The organism is Ruegeria arenilitoris, from assembly GCF_013030985.1.
In the GTDB taxonomy this organism is placed as follows: domain Bacteria; phylum Pseudomonadota; class Alphaproteobacteria; order Rhodobacterales; family Rhodobacteraceae; genus Ruegeria; species Ruegeria arenilitoris_B.
This window is the reverse complement of record NZ_WPYP01000001.1, coordinates 318,556-337,293: the sequence shown is the minus strand read 5'-3', so window position 1 is coordinate 337,293 and position 18,738 is coordinate 318,556. Positions and strand designations below refer to the sequence as shown.

Annotated in this window: 18 protein-coding genes; 8 read left to right on the top strand and 10 right to left on the bottom strand. The window is 60.7% G+C overall.

Annotated features, from left to right (window positions below; translation table 11 throughout):
* Positions 1–53: 53 nt before the first annotated feature.
* Entirely contained in the window at positions 54–1,238 is a 1,185-nt protein-coding gene (locus GOX88_RS01610) for a M24 family metallopeptidase (RefSeq protein WP_170398295.1), read from the top strand.
* On the top strand, positions 1,235–2,392 hold the full coding sequence (gene argE / locus GOX88_RS01605; RefSeq protein WP_170398291.1) for an acetylornithine deacetylase: 1,158 nt from the start codon (positions 1,235–1,237) through the stop codon (positions 2,390–2,392). Before GOX88_RS01610 ends, argE begins: the two co-directional genes overlap by 4 nt.
* Here the strand turns inward: argE and GOX88_RS01600 are convergent.
* From GOX88_RS01600 to GOX88_RS01575, 6 genes are read right to left on the bottom strand one after another with little or no spacing between them, the layout of a single operon-like run.
* Complete coding sequence (locus GOX88_RS01600; RefSeq protein WP_170398287.1) at positions 2,389–3,255, bottom strand: urea carboxylase-associated family protein; 867 nt, start codon at positions 3,253–3,255, stop codon at positions 2,389–2,391. The genes argE and GOX88_RS01600 overlap by 4 nt on opposite strands.
* A gap of 28 nt (positions 3,256–3,283) precedes the next feature.
* Positions 3,284–4,762 carry an aldehyde dehydrogenase gene (locus GOX88_RS01595; RefSeq protein WP_170398284.1) on the bottom strand — a complete coding sequence of 493 codons (1,479 nt, stop codon included), beginning with the start codon at positions 4,760–4,762 and terminating at the stop codon, positions 3,284–3,286.
* Between the two features lie 8 nt (positions 4,763–4,770).
* Entirely contained in the window at positions 4,771–5,805 is a 1,035-nt protein-coding gene (locus GOX88_RS01590) for an LLM class flavin-dependent oxidoreductase (RefSeq protein WP_170398281.1), read from the bottom strand.
* A gap of 12 nt (positions 5,806–5,817) precedes the next feature.
* Positions 5,818–6,726 carry a flavin reductase family protein gene (locus tag GOX88_RS01585; RefSeq protein ID WP_170398278.1) on the bottom strand — a complete coding sequence of 303 codons (909 nt, stop codon included), beginning with the start codon at positions 6,724–6,726 and terminating at the stop codon, positions 5,818–5,820.
* Positions 6,723–7,502, bottom strand: coding sequence for an alpha/beta fold hydrolase (locus GOX88_RS01580; RefSeq protein ID WP_170398276.1), 780 nt, complete (start codon positions 7,500–7,502; stop codon positions 6,723–6,725). The genes GOX88_RS01585 and GOX88_RS01580 overlap by 4 nt, the downstream gene beginning before the upstream one ends.
* On the bottom strand, positions 7,474–8,073 hold the full coding sequence (locus GOX88_RS01575; protein WP_367648051.1) for an amino acid synthesis family protein: 600 nt from the start codon (positions 8,071–8,073) through the stop codon (positions 7,474–7,476). Before GOX88_RS01575 ends, GOX88_RS01580 begins: the two co-directional genes overlap by 29 nt.
* 108 nt (positions 8,074–8,181) lie before the next feature.
* On the opposite strand from GOX88_RS01575, the gene GOX88_RS01570 reads away from it, so the two are divergent.
* From GOX88_RS01570 to GOX88_RS01550, 5 genes are all read left to right on the top strand, one after another.
* Positions 8,182–9,045: a LysR family transcriptional regulator gene (locus GOX88_RS01570; protein ID WP_170398272.1), complete on the top strand. Its 864-nt coding sequence runs from the start codon at positions 8,182–8,184 to the stop codon at positions 9,043–9,045.
* Positions 9,046–9,122: 77 nt separating this feature from the next.
* Positions 9,123–10,373: a sarcosine oxidase subunit beta family protein gene (locus GOX88_RS01565; protein ID WP_170398270.1), complete on the top strand. Its 1,251-nt coding sequence runs from the start codon at positions 9,123–9,125 to the stop codon at positions 10,371–10,373.
* 12 nt (positions 10,374–10,385) lie between these two features.
* A complete protein-coding gene (locus GOX88_RS01560) occupies positions 10,386–10,673 on the top strand; it encodes a sarcosine oxidase subunit delta (RefSeq protein ID WP_170398268.1) in 288 nt (95 codons plus the stop codon).
* The gene (locus GOX88_RS01555) at positions 10,670–13,615 is read left to right on the top strand and encodes a sarcosine oxidase subunit alpha family protein (RefSeq protein WP_170398266.1); all 2,946 of its coding nucleotides are present in this window, start codon (positions 10,670–10,672) and stop codon (positions 13,613–13,615) included. The genes GOX88_RS01560 and GOX88_RS01555 overlap by 4 nt, the downstream gene beginning before the upstream one ends.
* Positions 13,608–14,168, top strand: coding sequence for a sarcosine oxidase subunit gamma (locus GOX88_RS01550; RefSeq protein WP_170398265.1), 561 nt, complete (start codon positions 13,608–13,610; stop codon positions 14,166–14,168). The genes GOX88_RS01555 and GOX88_RS01550 overlap by 8 nt, the downstream gene beginning before the upstream one ends.
* 5 nt (positions 14,169–14,173) lie before the next feature.
* Here the strand turns inward: GOX88_RS01550 and GOX88_RS01545 are convergent, their stop codons facing one another.
* The 3 genes from GOX88_RS01545 to GOX88_RS01535 are packed head-to-tail and all read right to left on the bottom strand — an operon-like array spanning position 14,174 to position 16,316.
* Positions 14,174–15,178 carry a GlxA family transcriptional regulator gene (locus GOX88_RS01545; protein WP_170398262.1) on the bottom strand — a complete coding sequence of 335 codons (1,005 nt, stop codon included), beginning with the start codon at positions 15,176–15,178 and terminating at the stop codon, positions 14,174–14,176.
* A gap of 43 nt (positions 15,179–15,221) precedes the next feature.
* A complete protein-coding gene (locus GOX88_RS01540) occupies positions 15,222–15,470 on the bottom strand; it encodes a hypothetical protein (protein ID WP_170398260.1) in 249 nt (82 codons plus the stop codon).
* Positions 15,471–15,473: 3 nt separating this feature from the next.
* A complete protein-coding gene (locus GOX88_RS01535) occupies positions 15,474–16,316 on the bottom strand; it encodes an alpha/beta fold hydrolase (protein WP_170398258.1) in 843 nt (280 codons plus the stop codon).
* A gap of 64 nt (positions 16,317–16,380) precedes the next feature.
* Here GOX88_RS01535 and GOX88_RS01530 point away from each other — a divergent pair, with 64 nt between their 5' ends.
* Positions 16,381–17,292 carry a LysR family transcriptional regulator gene (locus GOX88_RS01530; protein WP_254443263.1) on the top strand — a complete coding sequence of 304 codons (912 nt, stop codon included), beginning with the start codon at positions 16,381–16,383 and terminating at the stop codon, positions 17,290–17,292.
* Positions 17,293–17,326: 34 nt separating this feature from the next.
* Here GOX88_RS01530 and GOX88_RS01525 read toward each other — a convergent pair whose 3' ends face one another.
* Positions 17,327–18,736, bottom strand: a complete 1,410-nt coding sequence (locus GOX88_RS01525) for a hypothetical protein (RefSeq protein ID WP_170398256.1) — start codon at positions 18,734–18,736, stop codon at positions 17,327–17,329.
* Positions 18,737–18,738: the final 2 nt, after the last annotated feature.

Genomic DNA, 18,738 nt, shown 5'->3' with positions numbered 1-18,738 from the left:
GATCGGATTCGTCTAGTTCTGTCAACAAAACTCAGTCACCGCAGGAGCAGTCCATGGCCCATGCCGATCCGGCTTTCAGCCAGGCCGAATATGACCGTCGGCTGACAAAGACGCGCGCAGCCATGGCCGCCGCTGGTCTGGACGCATTGTTTGTCGAAGACCCGTCGAACATGGCGTGGCTGACCGGGTATGAGGGCTGGTCTTTCTATGTGCATCAGGGCGTTCTGGTGCTGCATGACCGCGACCCGATCTGGTGGGGGCGAAACCAGGACGCCAATGGCGCAAGGCGCACGGTCTGGATGCCGGACGACCGGATTAACGGCTATGCGGACCACTATGTGCAATCCACCGTTCGCCATCCGATGCAGGACCTTGCGGAGTTGATCCGGGACTGCGGTTTGTCAGCGGGCCGAATCGGGGTTGAGTTGGACAACTACTATTACTCGGCCAAGGCGCATCTGACCTTGCTGGCAGAACTGCCGCAGGCTGAGTTGGTCGACGCGAACGCGCTGGTGAACTGGCAGCGCGCGGTGAAGTCCGGGGAGGAAATTGCCCTGATGCGCAAGGCTGCCCGGATTTCAGAACACGTGATCGACGGCGTGCTGGAGCGGGTCGAACCCGGGCTGCGAAAGAACGAGTTGGTTGCGCAGATTTACCATGACGCGATCTCGGGCGTTGGCGACGACTGGGGGGATTACGCCGCCATCGTGCCCCTGCTGCCCTCGGGTCCGGATGCCGCCGCCCCGCACCTGACATGGGATGGCGCGCCTTTCAATTCCGGCGAGTGCACGTTTTTCGAACTGTCAGGCTGTTACCGTCGCTATCACACGCCGTTTTGCCGGTCTGTCTTTCTGGGCCAGCCACCCGATCACTTGTTACGGGCCGAGGCCGCACTGGTCGAAGGGCTCGAGGCCGGGTTGGACGCCGCCCGTGCGGGTAATCAGGCGCGCGATATCGCACTGGCATTGGCCGCCCCACTGGAACGTGCCGGGATCGAACGCGGCGCGCGTTGCGGCTATCCGGTTGGCCTCAGCTATCCACCGGATTGGGGCGAACGCACCATATCCCTGCGTCCCGAGGATGAGACCGTTCTTGAACCCGGCATGACCTTCCACTTCATGCCCGGCCTCTGGATGGACGATTGGGGCCTAGAGATCACCGAGTCGATCCTGATCACCGAAACCGGACCTGCCGAGTGTTTCTGCGACCGGCCCCGCAAACTGTTTGTGAAACCATGACCCTGACCAGAACCACCGAAATTCTTGCCGACCTGATCGCCTTTGAAACAGTGTCCGCCGACAGCAACCTTGAGATCATCCGCTACCTGACCGAACGGCTTGAGGCGCTGGGTGCGCGATGTATCGAAACGCGGGATGCGACCGGGTCCAAGGCCAATGTCTTTGCCACGCTGGGGCCGGACCTGCCCGGAGGCATCCTGTTGTCCGGCCATACGGATGTGGTTCCGGTGGCGGATCAGGACTGGACCACCGACCCGTTTGAAATGACCGAGCGCGACGGCAAGCTATTTGGTCGTGGCACCTGTGACATGAAGGGCTTCATCGCCGCAGCACTGGCCTTTGCCGAGACCCTGGATACCGCCAAACTGACCCAACCGCTGCATTTTGCCTTTACCTACGACGAGGAAACCGGGTGCCTGGGAGCGCAGAACCTCGTCAACGACCTGTCCAAGCGCGGTATCGTTCCGGATATCGCCATCATTGGCGAACCCACCGAGATGCGGGTGATCGAGGGGCACAAGGGTTGCTTCGAATACACCACCAGCTTTGTCGGCCTCGAAGGGCACAGCTCGGCCCCTGATGACGGCGTCAACGCCGCGGAATACGCGGCACGTTATATCGGCAAGCTGCTGGAGTTACGCCACATCCTGAAATCCCGCGCGCCAAAAGGCAGCCCGTTCGAGCCACCATGGACCACGGTCAATGTCGGGCGCATCTCGGGCGGCGTCGCCCATAACGTCATCGCCAGCAAGGCCGAAGTTGCGTGGGAAATGCGCCCGGTTCAATCCAGCGATGCGGAACTGGTGCGCAATACCCTGTCGGACTATGTGCAGCACACTCTCCTGCCGGAAATGCTGGCGGTTCACCCGGACGCCGGCATCACGCAAGAGGCTGTGGCCGAGGTCGAAGGGTTGGAACCCATGGACGTCAACGCAGCCCGAGACCTTGTTGCCGAATTGACCGGCGCGAACGGCACAGGCGTCGTTGCCTTCGCCACCGAGGCCGGGTTGTTTCAGCAACTGGGTGTGCACGCGATTGTCTGCGGGCCGGGTTCGATCACACAGGCACACAAGGCCGATGAGTATGTCGAGATCGAACAGCTCGATCTATGCTGTCGGATGTTGAACCGTTTGGGGCGTCGCCTGACGTCTTAACCCGTCCCATGGGTCCGGTCATAGGCGGATCGCGGCGGCTGAACATGCGCCGTACGTGCGTCTTCGCCCGGATCATAGACCTCCATCACCAACGGGTAACAGGCGGCTACGTCCGAGGAATGCTCGGACGAACAATCGCCTCCGGGACAGGCCGAGAGACCAACGATCAGGTCGATCTCGGCGTAGAATTCCAGATAGTCCCCAGGACGCACCGGACTGGCCTTCATGAAGTATTGCCCGGTATCGCGGGTAAAGCCGGTGCACATGAAGACGTTCAACACGTCATGCACCAGCATCTCGGCCTCGTGCAGCGGCAGGTCGCAATGGCTGGCCAGCGCACGGGTCAGGTTCGAATGGCAGCAATAGTGGTAGTTGTCGCCGGACAACAACCGTCCGGTATAGGGATCGCAGCGTGTGCCGATCACGTCATGAACCGAACCGCCGAAGGCATCAAACCCATACCAGTCCAACGTATCGTCCACGATGGTCGCCATCGGGCGCATGTTCGGAAAGCTCGACCACATGCGGTCACCGGTCGACAGGTGGGTTCCGTGCAAAGCGCGGGTCTTGCCGGAATAGAACCGCTCGGTCAGGTCGTGCTTGTTCCACATGTTCAGGTCGCCGACCTGCGGTCCATCGACCGACAATACCCGAACAAACGCGCCTGCGGGCACGTCGATGCAGGCGGCATCCCGTGGGGCTGCGACGGCCTCGGCGGTCTTACTGGCCCCAGCTCGCAACGCGGCCAGCGCAGTGAGGTCCGGGTGCTCCAACGTCTCGGGCGGGTAGCAGATGACCGGAGCAATGGCCTTGCGCTCATCCGCGTCCGCAGGTGCCGCGAAATTCGGTCTCTCCAGTTTCATTAGTGCCCTCCCCTGCGTTTACACAGGCTTAGCGCATTACAAACGGGTTCGCCATCGGCTCTTGCGCAGTGCTGATCCAGGTTGTCTTGGTCCGGGTATAGTCAAGGATCGCCTCGACCCCGGCCTCGCGGCCATAGCCTGACTGATTGAACCCGCCAAACGGTGCAATCGGAGAAATCGCACGATAGGTATTCACCCAGCAAATCCCCGCCCTGATCCGTTTAGACACGCGATGCGCCCGCGCCAGATTCTGCGTGAAGATGCCCGAGCCCAGACCGTAGGGCGTGCTGTTCGCCAACGCGATGGCCTCTTCTTCGGTATCGAAGGCCAGCAGAGACATCACTGGCCCGAACATCTCAACCTTCAGCGTTTCAGTCTCGGGTGAGGTGCATTGTACCAGCGTCGGCGTCATGTAGTTGCCCGGACGATCCGCGGGCGCGCCGCCAAAGCGGATCACCGCGCCCTGTCCCCGCGCCGTGGCCAATGTCGCCTCGATCTTGCGCACCTGCGCTGCGGTGCAGAGCGGGCCAACATGCGTACCGGAGTGCAGCGGATCACCCAAGCGAATGGCGCTGGCTTTCTGTTCGATCCGTTCAATCAACGGCTCCAGAATGGTGCGATGCACCAGCCCGCGCGTTCCCGCCACGCAGCTTTGGCCCGAAGCCCCGAAATTCCCCGCGATCAACCCGTTCGCCGCGCCGTCCAGATCACTGTCGTCGAACACAAGGATCGGGGACTTGCCGCCCAGTTCCAGCGAGGTCACCGCAAAGTTTTCGGCCGAATTGCGCACCACGTGCCGCGCGGTCTCTGGCCCGCCGGTAAAGGCGATCCGGTCGATATCGGGATGACGGGTCAGCGGAATGGCGCAATTCTCGGCGTCGCCGGTGATGACCGAGACAACCCCGGGTGGGAACCCGGCCTGTTCGATCAACCGGGCAAATTCCAACATCGGAGCAGGCGCGATTTCCGAGGCTTTCAACACCACCGAGCACCCCGCCGCGAGGGCCGGACCCAATTTGGTAGCCGTCAGGAACATCTGCGCGTTCCACGGCACGATGGCCGCCACAACACCGATCGGTTCTCGTGTCGTGAAAACGTGCATGTCAGGCTTATCGATGGGCAGGACCGTGCCTTCAACCTTGTCCGCCAACCCCGCAAAATAGCGATAGTAGTCCGCCACATACCCCGTCTGTGCCGAGGTCTCCGCCAACAGCTTGCCGCTGTCGGTTGTCTCCAACTCTCCCAGCCGCGCGGCGTTTTCGGCCACCAGATCGGCCAGACGATAAAGCAGCTTACCCCGCGCGGTTTGTGTCATGTCGCGCCACTCAGGATCGTCCAGAACCCGTCTGGCCGCGGCAATAGCGCGATCAACATCACCAGCCGAGGCGCAGGCAAAAGTGGCCCAACCCTGCCCGGTCGCCGGGTTCTCGGATGTCATGACCTGACCGTCCGACCCCTCGGTCCAGTCGCCATCAATGAACAGCTGAAAATGCGGAAGATTTCCCATGGTGATCCTCACTGAAAGGCTGGCATGACATCGTCGATGAACCGCGCCAGCGAGGCGCGTTTGCGGTCGTTGGTCATGCCGCTGTCGACCCAGAACGAAAATTCATCATAGCCCAGATCCTCATAGCGTTTGATACGGTCGATTACCTGCTGCGCCGTTCCGACGGTCAGGTCCTGGCCCAGCTTCTCGGTGGTGTACATCGGGTTTGCGTCCATTTCCTCAGGCGAGATCGGTTCGATCAGCCCCTGCTGAATGGGGCGCTTGTTCAGGAACCAAGCGCCGAAGTAATTGTAATAGCGCCGCAAATCCTCGATCCCCTGCGTCACATCCGCATCGTCCTTACCAACATAGGTGTGGTGCAACAGCATGATTTTTGGGCGCGGCCCGGCATAACTGTCACAGGCATCGTTGAAACGACCTATCAATGTCTCGATCTCTTCCATCCCCTGCCACAGTGGCGTGACCTGAATGTTGAACCCGTTATGAACGCCGAATTCGTGACTGTTGGGATCACGCGCCGCGATCCAGATCGGAGGGCCGCCATCCTGCAACGGTTTCGGGGCCGAAGTCGTCGCCGGGAAGGAATAGAACTCGCCCTCATGCGCGCAGTCCCCTGCCCAAATCTTCGGCAGCAGAGGCGTGGATTCACGCATCTTTTGACCGGCCTCCCACGCGTCCATGCCCGGTGCCAGACGCTCGTATTCAAAGGAATAGGCACCGCGGGCGACCCCCAACTCGATGCGGCCCTTGGTGATCTGGTCCGCCGCCGCGGCTTCGCCAGCCAGTTTGATCGGATGCCAGAACGGCGCGATCACGGTACCCGTGCCCAGACGGACATTCTTGGTGTGATGTGCAAGATCGACCAGAGGCAGGAACGGGTTGGGCGCAATGGTAAATTCCATCCCGTGATGCTCACCGGTCCAGACCGCGCGCATGCCCCCTTCATCGGCCATTTTCGCCAGACCCACGAATTCGTCATAGAGAACATCATGAGGCTGGTCGGGCGTAAGACGCTCCATATGGGCAAACAGAGAAAACTCCATCATCCGGCTCCTTTAGCGAAAACTGTGAATGTCGCCCCGCTCAGCGTCGCCCAGATAGAGGGCGAAATCGCCGGTCTGGGCCTCGCGCGCAAAGCGGGTCATCATGTGGTGAATGCCGGGTGTGGCATAGGTCAGGTTGGGCAGGTCCTCGACCGCGACCCAACGGGTGTTTTCGGGCGGTGCGGCCTGTTCGGCCGATGCCAGAAAGAACGTGTAGTGCAGCTTGGTGTCCGCATCGTTGAACGCAGAATAGACCTGATCGATCCGCGCCTGAATGCCCCGCTTGGCCAGCCCCTGCGCCAGCCTGTTTCGCTGGCCACCGGGTTCGGCCCCCGCGACCTGAACGGGGCGGAAACGCCCGTCTTGATGCTCCAACAGAACCTTGTCATCTGCCGTTATGATTGCGCCGCAAAGTGTTGGCACTTTCGAGTCCATCTCACGCTCCAGCCCAAGGCTGAAATAGGACCCGCTTACATAGCCAAGGCCGTCACCCGCAGCGTGCGAGAACTCGCACACTTGACCCATCAGAATGGTATGATCTCCCGCGGGGATGGCTTGATGCGTTTCACAGCAGAACTGCGCCAGCGCCCCGTCGATCAGAGGCAGGTCGTGCACACCGTTCCGGTGGGCGACTTTGGCGAACCGATCTCCCTTGTACCCAGCAAAGGTGTTGGAGACGTCCTGCTGCCCCTCGGCCAAAACATTGACGGCGAAGTGTCTGCATTTGGTGAAAACCTCATAGCTGGACAGGAACTTCCCCGGACAGACCAGCAACAGCGGCGGATCAAGGGACACGGAGGAAAAGGAGTTGGCCGTGAACCCGACCGGAGCGCCGGTCGCATCGCGTGTTGTCACCACCGTCACTCCGGTCATAAAGCTGCCAAAGGCATCGCGCAGGGCGCGCGGATCAAGCGTCATCATGGCAAGCACTCCTGCAGAAAGCGCAACAGGATTTCGTTGACCGCATCCGCGTGGGTCATCGGCATCATATGCGCGGCGTTCGGGATGATCTCGGCCCGCCCCCGCGGCGCCAACCTGGCCATGTCGCACGACATCCGCGGGGTCGAGTTTGGCTCATCGGCGCCGGTGAGGAACAAGGCCGGGCAAGCGATTGCAGCCAGTTGCGCCTTGGTCGGTCCATCGCTTTCAGCGAACACCGTGTACGCCGCTTTATAACCGCGCGGATCGACCTCCTGCAGCCAGCGCGCACAGGCGTCGCGTTCCGCCGACGCATCCTCGGCAAACCACCGTTGCAGAGTGACCGTCGGATCGATTGGCTGCGCCTCATCCAACGCATACGCCCGCGACAAGACCGCTTGTCGGGCTGCATCCGGCCGCTGAAAAATAGCGTTCAAAGCGGCAACGCCTTTGACATTCGGGTTTCCCAAGGCCGCGATATGCGTTGCAATCAGCGCCCCCATCGAATGCCCGATCAGTACGGCAGGTTCCTGTATCAACGCAGCAACCGGAGCGGCATAGCTGTCCAGCCCTTCGACCGCAGAGAACGGTGTGTCGCCATGCCCGGGCATATCCGGGCACAGCACGCGATACCCGGCAGAGACCAGCGGCTCGATCTGCCCGCCCCACGCCTCGGCTCGTAAGCCGACGCCGTGCAGCAGAACGACCAGCGGCCCCGTGCCCGCATCAATCGCGGCCAGATTGCCGAAATCAGACCGAGGCCGGGTTGTCCACGTCATGACCCAGATCCTTCAAGTCCTGATACCTGTCTCCGATCCGATGATGAGGCCGCCCCGAGGTTGCGCCACCCAGCACGATTACCACCTCATCCGCGCGCGGGGCGTCAGGAATGGCAAATTGCAGCGTCAGGTAATGAGACCGGCGGCCCGCATCGTTCTTGTCCATCAACGGCACCATGATCGGCGCGTTAGCCGGACCGCGCGTGTTGGTGAAAGACAAATACGATTTAGCAGCCACCGCCTGCCGGAAGTGATTACCAAAATGTAGTGTATGGATCAGGCCCGAGGCATGCTCGACCTCGCCGTCCAGCCCCACCACAGCGGCCTTGCCATAGGCTTCGATGGCATCACCGCTGCCCACCAGAGCGATCATCCGGCTGGTCAACTCTGCGCCCAGGATCGGGGCAAAGCTCAGTATCTCGGGTCGCAGGTCTTCGACATACCGGCCCGCCCAGGGGTTCGATACCACGGCGGCCACTGCGAACATGCGCCACGGGCGCTCGGCCTTGCGAAATCCTTCGACCAGAACTTCTTCGTCATAGGTCACGATTTTCCGAATATTTGGCTCCACGAGCGCCCCCTTTTTCATCGTTAGCAAACTATCCTCGTCCGGGGGCCGCTTTGACAAACGAAAGAACTTCGGTCTTAGGTATTAATGACTCTAATATGTAGGTTACCAATGTCGAAATCCCTGCCCCCCCTGACATGGTTCAGATCGTTCGAAGCGGCGGCCCGACGGCTCAGTTCGACCGCCGCCGCCGAGGAAATCGGACTGACGCAATCCGCCGTCAGCCAGCAGATCAGATCATTGGAAACCCGGTTGGGCGTGGTGCTGTTTCACCGCCATGCGCGCGGGCTGTCCCTGACCGACGAAGGCCGCAAGCTGCTGCCGCAGGTCGAAGCCGCGCTTGAGATGTTGCATTCCGCCGCCTCGCCCTATCTGGCCGAGGAACGGGCGCGGCATATTACCGTTGCGGCCTCGGTCAGTGTGCTGGAATGGGTGATTTCCCCGGCCCTGCCCCAGTTTCAGCAGCAGAACCCTGATACGTCCGTGCGGTTCGTCAGTACGATCTGGCCCGATGAATTCGCCGCCTCTCGCGCGGATGTCGAAATTCGGTTCGGGTCTGAAAAGCAGGTGGGCCGGGATGCAACGGCACTGCGGCCCAACCACCTGATCGCGGTGAAGGCACCGCACCTTTCGGGCGGCCTGCAAGATCTGCCGCTTATTGGAACTGTTGGCACATCGGACAACTGGGGGTCCTGGGCCGAAGCGACCGGCCTGCCGGTTGGTGCCCCTGCGTTCTATGTCGATTCCTATGGCCTTGCCCTGCAACTCGCCACAACCGGAAACGGCGTTGCCTTGGTCAACGCCCTGATCGCCGGTCACGCCCTGCAAACCGGTCAGGTCGTGCCTGCATCAGATGCCTCTGCCCCGGCCAGCGAAGGGTACTTTCTGGCAGTGCAGCGGCGATCGCCCGAGGTTGACGCCTTTGTGCAGTGGTTTACCGAAATTCAGCGTGAAGAGACTCACAATCAAGTCTGATTCAATCACGTCGATGTCGCATCTGAGGATATTCAAGCGCCTCAAAATAGTGAATTCTGGCGAAAAAGGTCCGATTCATGCGATATTCCGGCTTTCGAGTCATCAAAGAGGCGCTTACCGGCCACAAAGGGTGGAAGCCGGTCTGGCGCGAGCCCGAACCCAAGGCCCATTACGACATCGTCGTGATCGGTGGCGGAGGCCATGGCCTCGCTACGGCGCACTACCTGTCCAAGGTCTATGGTCAGCGCAACGTGGCCGTGGTGGAAAAAGGCTGGATCGGCGGTGGCAATGTGGGACGGAACACCACCATTGTCCGTTCGAACTACATGCTGGACGGGAACGAGCCGTTTTACGAGTTCTCGATGAAGCTGTGGGAAGGGTTGGAGCAAGACCTGAACTACAATGCGATGATGAGCCAGCGCGGGATCATCAACCTGTTCCACACCGACGGTCAGCGCGACGCCTATACCCGGCGCGGCAATGCGATGATCCTGAACGGCGCGGATGCCGAGTTGCTGGATGCTGATCAGGTGCGCAAGGAGCACCCCTACCTGAATTTCGACGACGCCCGCTTTCCGATCAAAGGCGGTCTGGTGCAGCGCCGCGCAGGCACTGCCCGCCATGATGCGGTGGCCTGGGGCTTTGCCCGGTCTGCCGATATGCACGGCGTCGATATCATCCAGAACTGCGAGGTCACCGGCCTGCGGATTGAGAACGGAAAATGTCTGGGGGTCGAGACCACCAAGGGCTTCATCGGCGCGAACAAAGTGGGTTGCGCGGTTGCCGGCAGTTCCAGCCGCGTGATGGGAATGGCTGGCATGCGCCTGCCCATCGAAAGCCACGTCCTGCAGGCTTTTGTATCCGAGGGCCTGAAACCGGTCTTGCCCAGCGTCATCACCTTTGGCGCGGGGCATTTCTATGTCAGCCAGTCCGACAAGGGCGGGCTGGTCTTTGGTGGTGACATCGATGGCTACAATACCTACGCCCAACGCGGCAACCTGCCGGTGGTCGAGGATGTTTGCGAAGGCGGAATGGCCCTGATGCCGATGATCGGGCGCGCGCGCTTGCTGCGGATGTGGGGCGGTGTGATGGACATGTCGATGGACGGCTCGCCCATCATCGACCGCACGCCGGTCGAAGGTCTCTATTTCAACGGTGGCTGGTGTTACGGCGGATTCAAGGCGACCCCGGCCTCGGGCCATTGCTTTGCGCATCTTCTGGCGAAGGACGAACCACACCCGGTTGTCACCGCCTATCGCCTCGACCGGTTCAAGACGGGTCGGATGATCGACGAAAAAGGCGTGGGCAACCAGCCCAACCTGCACTGAGGGGACCGTTCCATGATTATCAACCATCCCCTTCTGGGCCCGCGCGATGCCTCGGAATTCACTTATCTGGGCGACGCGTCACTGATCAACCGCCCAGACTGGCAGGCCGACAACGCAGCCGAGGCGTTCTATGAATACGGCTATCTGCGCGACAACCCCGCCGGTGAGCATCAGGAGCTTTGGTACCACGAGGCCGGAGATCGCTCGTGGCTGGTCGTAACGCGCAACACGCTGACGCATGAGATTTCAAAGGTGGAACTGGCCCGCGACGTGGCCCGCGCTCGGGGGCGATCCAAATGACACAGACCAACAGGCTTGATGGCGGCCAGATCGACCGCAACACGTCTCTGAGCTTCCGGTTCGACGGGCGCAGTTATACTGCCCACCCCGGTGACACTCTGGCCTCGGCCCTGCTGGCCAACGATGTGCGTCTGATCGGGCGGTCGTTCAAGTACCACCGCCCGCGTGGGTTGCTGACCGCAGGATCAGAGGAACCCAACGGCATGGTCGAACTGCGCACGGGTGCCCGGAAAGAGCCCAACACCCGCGCAACAACAACTGAGATGTTCGACGGGCTGGAGGCGTATTCGCAGAACCGTTGGCCCAGCCTCAAATTCGATGCGCTGGCGGTGAACGACATGTTCTCGAACTTCCTGTCGGCCGGGTTCTACTACAAGACCTTCATGTGGCCAGCTGCGTTCTGGGAAAAGATCTACGAGCCAATAATCCGTCGCGCTGCTGGCTTGGGGTCCCTGTCGATGGAGGCCGACCCGGACGAGTACGACAAGGGCTTCCGCCACTGTGACCTGCTGATCATCGGTGCCGGACCGTCTGGCCTGATGGCGGCGCTGACCGCTGGCCGCGCCGGAGCAGACGTAATTCTGGCAGATGAGGACTTCACACTCGGCGGACGTCTGAACAGCGAAACCATTGCGGTCGGTGACCGCAGCGCCTCGGACTGGGCCGCGCAGGTGGTGGCGGAACTGTCTTCGATGCCCAACGTCCGCCTGATGCCGCGCACAACCGTAATCGGCGCGTTCGACCACGGGATTTACGGCGCAGTGGAGCGGACCGGAGATCACCTGGCCACCCTGCCCGCTGGTAAACCGCGTCAGATTCTGTGGCGTATCTACACGCAAAAGACGCTGCTTTGCGCCGGAGCCACGGAACGCCCGATTGCCTTCGAAAACAATGACCGGCCCGGCGTCATGATGGCCAGCGCCTTGCGGACTTATGCCAACCGGTATGCGGTCACAGCGTCGCAGCGCGTGGCAATCTTCACCAACAACGACGACGGCCACCGCACCGCCACCGACCTGCACGCCAAAGGCGTCAAGATCGCAGCTGTTGTGGATGTGCGCGAGGATGCACCTTCCAGCTATGACTACGAAGTTCTGAAGGGTGCTCAGGTCATTAACACCAAAGGCCGCCACGGGCTGAGCTTTGCCGAAATCTCCTTGCCCGATGGATCGACCCGGACCTTGGATTGCGGTGCGCTGGGCGTGTCCGGGGGCTGGAACCCGAATGTCCACCTGACCTGTCACCAACGCGGACGCCCGGTCTGGAACGAAGCGCTGGCAGCTTTTGTTCCCGGTGGGGAACTGCCCGTGGGCATGTCCGTGGCTGGTGCCGCAACCGGGATCATGTCGACCTGTGGCGCCCTGCAATCCGGTGCCGAAGGGGCAGCCAAGGCGCTGAACCTGACAGGTGCCCTGCCCGACCTGCCCGAGGCCGAGGACGCTCCGGTCATTCAGACGCCTTTCTGGTACGTGCAGGGTTGCAAGCGCGCCTGGGTGGACCAGCAGAACGACGTAACCGTCAAAGACGTCAAACTCAGCTATCAGGAAGGCTTCCGCTCGGTCGAGCACCTGAAACGCTATACCACGCTGGGCATGGCGACCGATCAGGGCAAGACCTCGAACATCACCGGGTTGGCCATCATGGCCGAGGTGGCAGGCAAGTCGATCCCGGAGGTCGGCACTACGATCTTCCGCCCGCCTTACACGCCGGTTCCGATCGCCACCTTCGCGGGCCGGATGAAGGGGCAGGAGTTTCACCCGACCCGTCTGACGCCTTCACACTACTGGGCCAAGGATCGCGGCGCGGTGTTTGTCGAGGTTGGCAACTGGCTGCGCGCGCAGTGGTTCCCCCTGCCCGGTGAAACACACTGGCGGCAATCCGTGGACCGCGAGGTACGCCAAACCCGTGCCTCTGTCGGAGTGTGCGACTGCACCACATTGGGCAAGATCGACGTTCAAGGAACAGATGCAGCCGAATTCCTGAACCGCATCTATGCCAACGGCTTTGCCAAACTGGCCGTGGGTAAAACCCGCTATGGCCTGATGCTGCGCGAAGACGGGATGGTCATGGACGACGGCACCGCCGCGCGGCTGGCCGAAGATCACTTCGTCGTCACCACGACCACAGCCAACGCTGTAAGTGTCTATCGCCACATGGAATTTGTGCGCCAATGCCTATGCCCCGATATGGACGTGCAACTGATCTCGACCACCGAAGGCTGGGCGCAATATGCCGTTGCCGGACCGAACGCACGCAAGCTGCTGCAAAAGATCGTCGACCCCGAGTTCGACATCTCGAACGAGGCGTTCCCCTTCATGGCCTGCGGCAACGTCACCGTCTGCGGCGGCCTGCGGGCGCGGCTGTTCCGGATCTCGTTCTCGGGTGAGCTGGCCTATGAGATCGCCGTGCCCTCTCGCTATGGTGATGCGCTGATGCGGCGTCTGATGGCGGAAGGCGAAGAGTTCGACGTTGTGCCATATGGCACCGAAGCACTGGGCGTGATGCGGGTCGAAAAAGGCCACGCGGCCGGCAACGAGTTGAACGGCACCACCACGGCGCTGAACCTTGGGCTGGGCAAGATGGTGTCGAAGAAAAAAGACAGCATCGGCTCGGTCCTCTCGGAACGAGAAGCACTGGTCGAACCGGATGGGCTGCGACTTGTGGGGATCAAACCTCTGCTGGCCGAGGATAAGATCACCGCGGGCGGACACCTGATGAAGGCTGACGGACCTGTCGATGCAGCCCATGATCAGGGCTATGTCACCTCGGCCGTTTACTCGCCCATTCTGAACAGCAATATCGGGCTTGGTCTGGTCAAAAACGGTTCAGAGCGGCTGGGCGAGAAAATGCGCCTGGTCTCCCCCCTGACCAGCCTGACAGTTGAGGTGGAACTCGTCTCGGCCCATTTCGTCGATCCTGAAGGAGAACGTCTGCGTGCATGATCTTGTTGCGATAACCGCCTTGGGCGGAGCTGAGCCGCGTGTAGATACCGTGGGTGGCGTTACGTGCACCGAAGTTCCCGAAGTAGCGCTGGCATCTGTTGCCGCGCGCATGGGGCAGGAAACCAGCGCCGCCAAGGCGTTGGCCACGCTGATTGACGCGCCCACGCCAGATGTTGGCCGCTGGGCTGGCACAATGATCACAGCGTTTTGGGTTGGTCCGGACCAATGGATGGTCGAAGCCCCGTATGACAGCCATGAAGGCCTCGCGGACCAAGTCAAGGCAACCGTCGGTGATACGGCTTCGGTGACGGAGCAGACGGACGCGTGGACCCGGTTTGATCTGAGCGGCGATAGCATACCAGCAGTGCTGGAGTTGCTGTGCCAGCTTGATCTGCGCCGGTTCGACAAGGGCAGCGCCGCACGCTGTTCGATCCATCACGTCGGGTGTTTTGTGATTTGCCGGACACCCGAAAAGGTCAGCCTGTACGGCCCGCGATCTTCGGCCGGTTCGCTGCATCACGCTATCGTCACGGCGATGCGCTCGGTGCAATAACCCCCTCAGACCGAGGGCAGAGGGGCGTTGTCTTCGACCCGAAAACGGTTGATGCGACGCCTGTCTTCGCTGGGGCTGAGCCCAAAGGCCGCGCGGTAATGGGTCACCAGAGGCGAGACCGAGCTGTATCCGACGGCCTCGGCAATCTCGGGGATCGGGTCCTTGGTATAGACCACCATCTGCCGCGCCGCCTTCATGCGCATGGCGCGGTAATAGTGGGTTGGACTTTGCCCCGTCGCTTGCTTGAAGGCGCGCTCGATCTGGCGGGGCGTGACGCCAGTTTGCTGGGCCAGATCCGCGATTGAAATCGGTTGGCTCATATGCGCCCCAAACAGCGCTACACAACGGGACACCAACGGCGGCAGGCTGTCTCCTGTATCCGGCGCATTCGCACTGGGCACCTGCTGCCGAACCCCTGCCCCACGCATCATCGGGTGCTGGAACCAACAGGCAACCTCGTGCGCCACATCACCACCCAGCCGGTCCTCAATCAGGTGCAGTGCCAGATCAAAACCCGCCGCAGCACCGGACACGGTGTATCGGCTGGCGCTTTTGACGATCACCTCGCTGCGAGCATCCATGTCAGGAAACTTGGCCTCGAACGCGGCTTCATAACACCAATGGACCGAAACCGGGTGACCTTGCATGACCCCTGATCGCACCAAGGGAAAGACCCCGGCGCTGATGCCGCCAAGAACCGTGCCGTGTCGACCAAGGCTGCGCAACACGCCGTTCCCGGCCGTCGGATTATCAAAAACCGAGGTCGGGCTGCTGAGCAGGAACAGAATGTCGATGTCTTTGCATTCGACCAGCGAGCGCTCGGCCTCGAATCCGACCCCGGCACTGGATTGAATCTTTTGCCCGCGCTCCGAGATCAGGGACCAGCAGAATGCCTCTTGCCCAGCGATTTCATTGGCCGCCCGCAACGGCTCGATCACCGAGGTCAGGCAGGCCATGGGAAAGCCGTCAAACAGCAGAAAGCCGATCTCGATTCTGTTTCCATCGCGCATAGGGCTGTCCTAGCAGGAAATCCGCGGCAGCCCTATGCGAAGTTTACGCCCAGCGGATCAGCCCGATAATGGCCGAGGTCGCGTAAAACCCCTGCAGCAACAGAAAGGTCCAACGCCGGTCGATCGCTGCCCAGGCTGCGAACAGGCCTGCGGACAACAGCAACAGCACAAAGCCCAGAATCTCTGCCCCTGTATTCGACGCAATCAGCAGGGCATAAGCCATTGCCAGCACCGATCCGGTGACTTCGAATACGGTCGTCAGGCCACGGCGAGAGGTGTCGATTTTGGCCATGACTCACCCCTTTCGCTTGAGGAAGTCGACTAACAAGGCCGATATCTGCTCGGGCTGATCCTCCATCGCGAAGTGCCCGCAGTTTTCCAGAATGTGCAGCTCCGACCCCGGAATAGTGTCATGCAACTTGTGCGCCCAGTCGACCACCTGCCACGCGTCATCTGCCCCCCAGATCAGTTGAACCGGCAATGCGCCGAGTTTCGCATAGTCGATGCTATTGGTGTGCTTGGGGTCATAGTGCCGGACCTGATGCTGGAACAAGCTGCCCTGCCCGATGGGTCCGCTGATAAAGTCCAGATACGTTTCCAGCGCCGAATCGGCCAGACGCTGTTTGTTTACGACGGCCGAGAAAAGCCACTTACGAAAGTGTTCCCGGTGCAGGGTATCGGGTGCATCGATCAGAGATTGCAGACCCGCTTGCATCTGTTCCTTGGTTCGTTTCGAAGGCCAACTGTCAAAGCTGACGACGTCGATCATGGTCAGCGACCGCACCCGGTCGGGCGACTGGACGGCAAACCGCGGGGCCACCGCGCCGCCGATATCATGCGAGATCACGTGCAGGTCATCCAGCCCCCACAAGTCCAGCAACCCCTCGAGGATCGGAACCTGCGCGGCAACCGATGTATCAACCGACGGGTCCCAAGGGCGTTCGGACAAACCAAAACCCAACAGGTCGTAGACATGAACCTTGTAACCCGCGTCAACCAGTACCGGCAGCACGTTGCGCCAGATATGGGATGAGGACGGCGTGCCGTGGATCAGCACGACGGGTTCGCCTGCGCCATAGGTGCCGTGTGCAATACGAGTGTTGTTGATCAGAGCATGGTCGGTAACGAGTTGTGACATGATTGGTCTCCGGTGATTTGTCTTTCCTCTTGGTTAAACCGGCGCTAGGATGTGACTCAAATGAATGATTGTCATTCATCCATCTGATTTTGTCATACTGGTGCAAATGAACGAACGTCTGGAAATCGACGCCCTTCGGGCCTTGCTCGCCATCGCGGCCCATGGTGGCGTGACACGGGCGGCAGAACATCTGGCGCTGTCGCAATCGGCGGTCAGCCACAAGATCCGACGTTTGGAGCAGGCGTTGGACTGCGATCTTCTGGCCCGCCGTTCCGGAGGCCCGCTGTTCACAGACGCCGGTCAGCGGCTGTGCGACTACGCCCGGCGGATCACCGAATTGCATGACGAAGCCCTGGCGGCCTTGGGTAAGAAACCACTGTCCGGCACCATTCGTCTGGGGATGACCGAAGACACCACCACCAGCGGCATCGCCCGGATTCTGGGTCGCTTCACGCGGCTCTACCCCGACGTGCAGGTCCGCACGCGCACCAGCCAAAGCCTGAACGTGCAGGCCTGGCTCAAGGCCGGTGAGCTGGACGTGGCGGTCATGCAGATCTTTCGCCAGGACGTGCTGCCCGATGACCTGATCCTGTTCGAGGACGATCTGCATTGGGTCAAATCACCCGAGTTTCACGTCGACCTCACCGCCCCTGTGCCGTTCCTGTCCTTCGACAGCCAGTGCTTTTATCGGCTCTGGGGCATGGGTCACGGGCCGCATCGGTTCGACAATGTTCTGGAATGCCCCAGTGCTGCCGGCATCCAGTCGGCAGTACGTTCGGGGTTGGGCGTTGCGCTGCTTAATGGCCTGCATGTCACACCGGATATGGAGATCATTGACGACCTGTTCCCCGAACCGCCCGACATTGCCTATGTCGCGCGGACACACCTGAAACGACGGAACCCTGCCGCAATGGCGCTGATCGAAGAGATCCGTAAAGAGGTCGAAAGCGCCATACCTTTGCGTATCGCAGGCTGAGCCTAGCGCACCTTCGAGGGGCTGGTGAGCCCTTTCAGGAAACGGCATCGGGCTTGGGCAGCAGAATGAACACATCCTGCCCCACAGGTTTGATGACCGGGGCTTCTTTCGGGCCTTTGGCATCGAAAGGCGGCTCGATATCATTGCAACCCTTTGGCTTGTCATCGCAGATGAACACCTCGGCCCCAGTCAGGTAAGCCAGCCGAAGTTGCAGCCCCCGGGTTTGTTGAATCGCCGCCTTTCGCGCGCCGTGAACCGCCATATAATTCCCATAGACATAGATGGTTTCAGTACCATCCGGCACTGAGCTGGCCATTTTCCGGGTCGTGTCCTGCCACGGCGGAAAAGCAAAGTACGAGGTCTTGGCAATTGCCAGAATGTTGAACAACAACACACATAGAATTGCGATGCGAGCAAGACTCAACCATCTACCGCTGGACTTCGACAGGTGAACGGCGACAGAGACGATACAGAAACCGAATAAAATCCAAACCCAGCCCAATGTCCTGAGCGGCACCTGAACACCAGACATCAGAGCCTTGGCTACAAGCGGCGCCAGACCCACAAGAACGGCCGCAAGAATGGCGATGGCAACAAACCTGTTCCAGATAAACAAGGCCAGCCAGGCCGCAAGGAACATAAGTGGTATGACGACACCGTGCGTCGCGTCGCCCCCACCCATCTGTTCAAGGGTTTTGTGCAGATAAACCTTCTGCTTTTCGATGTTCGCCAGCAGATCGGCAATAGAATTCACTTCGGTCGGCTCGCGCCATTGGGCAACCGGAATACCGAACACTCCGTGATAGACATAGTTCAGCGAATACACCGCCAGCACACCAAGGGCGAGGCTGACAACGAACACACCCAGCGTGATCGCCATGCTTTTATAGGTTTTGGGCGCCTTGCGGGACAGCAGCACAAGAGTAAGCAGCAGAAACGGATAGGTCGTATAGGCCATAAAGGACAACGGCACCGCCACAACCATCAGCGCAACCGCCGTGCGGTGCGGAAGGTAGAGTACCGCCACAGCAAAAAGCGCGACCAACCAGACACCCGGCAACAGGGTATTGAACCAAAAGGACATCAGGTAGGCGGGGACGGAAAGGGCCACAAAAATGGCAAGGAACCCCTTGTACCAGCCGTCTACGTCGCGATCCAAAAGGCTCAGCGCCGTAGCGACGGAGAACAGCGACCATCCAACCAAGTAGAGGACAAAATGGACCGGAGATGGCAGGAAAACCGGCCGGAACTGCCACCAGTAATTCAGCCAGCGCCCTTCATCCAGCGTTTTCAACAACGCGGCCCGGCGCGTGCCAAGCAGCGCAGGAAAGTCGTCATGCCGAACAAAAGGGTCTTCGATCAGCGGCAGGTATACTAGGACCAGCACGGAAAAGCACAGCACGAACAGGCGTGCGAACTCATGCCCCAGGGGTCGGGTGTTCATTC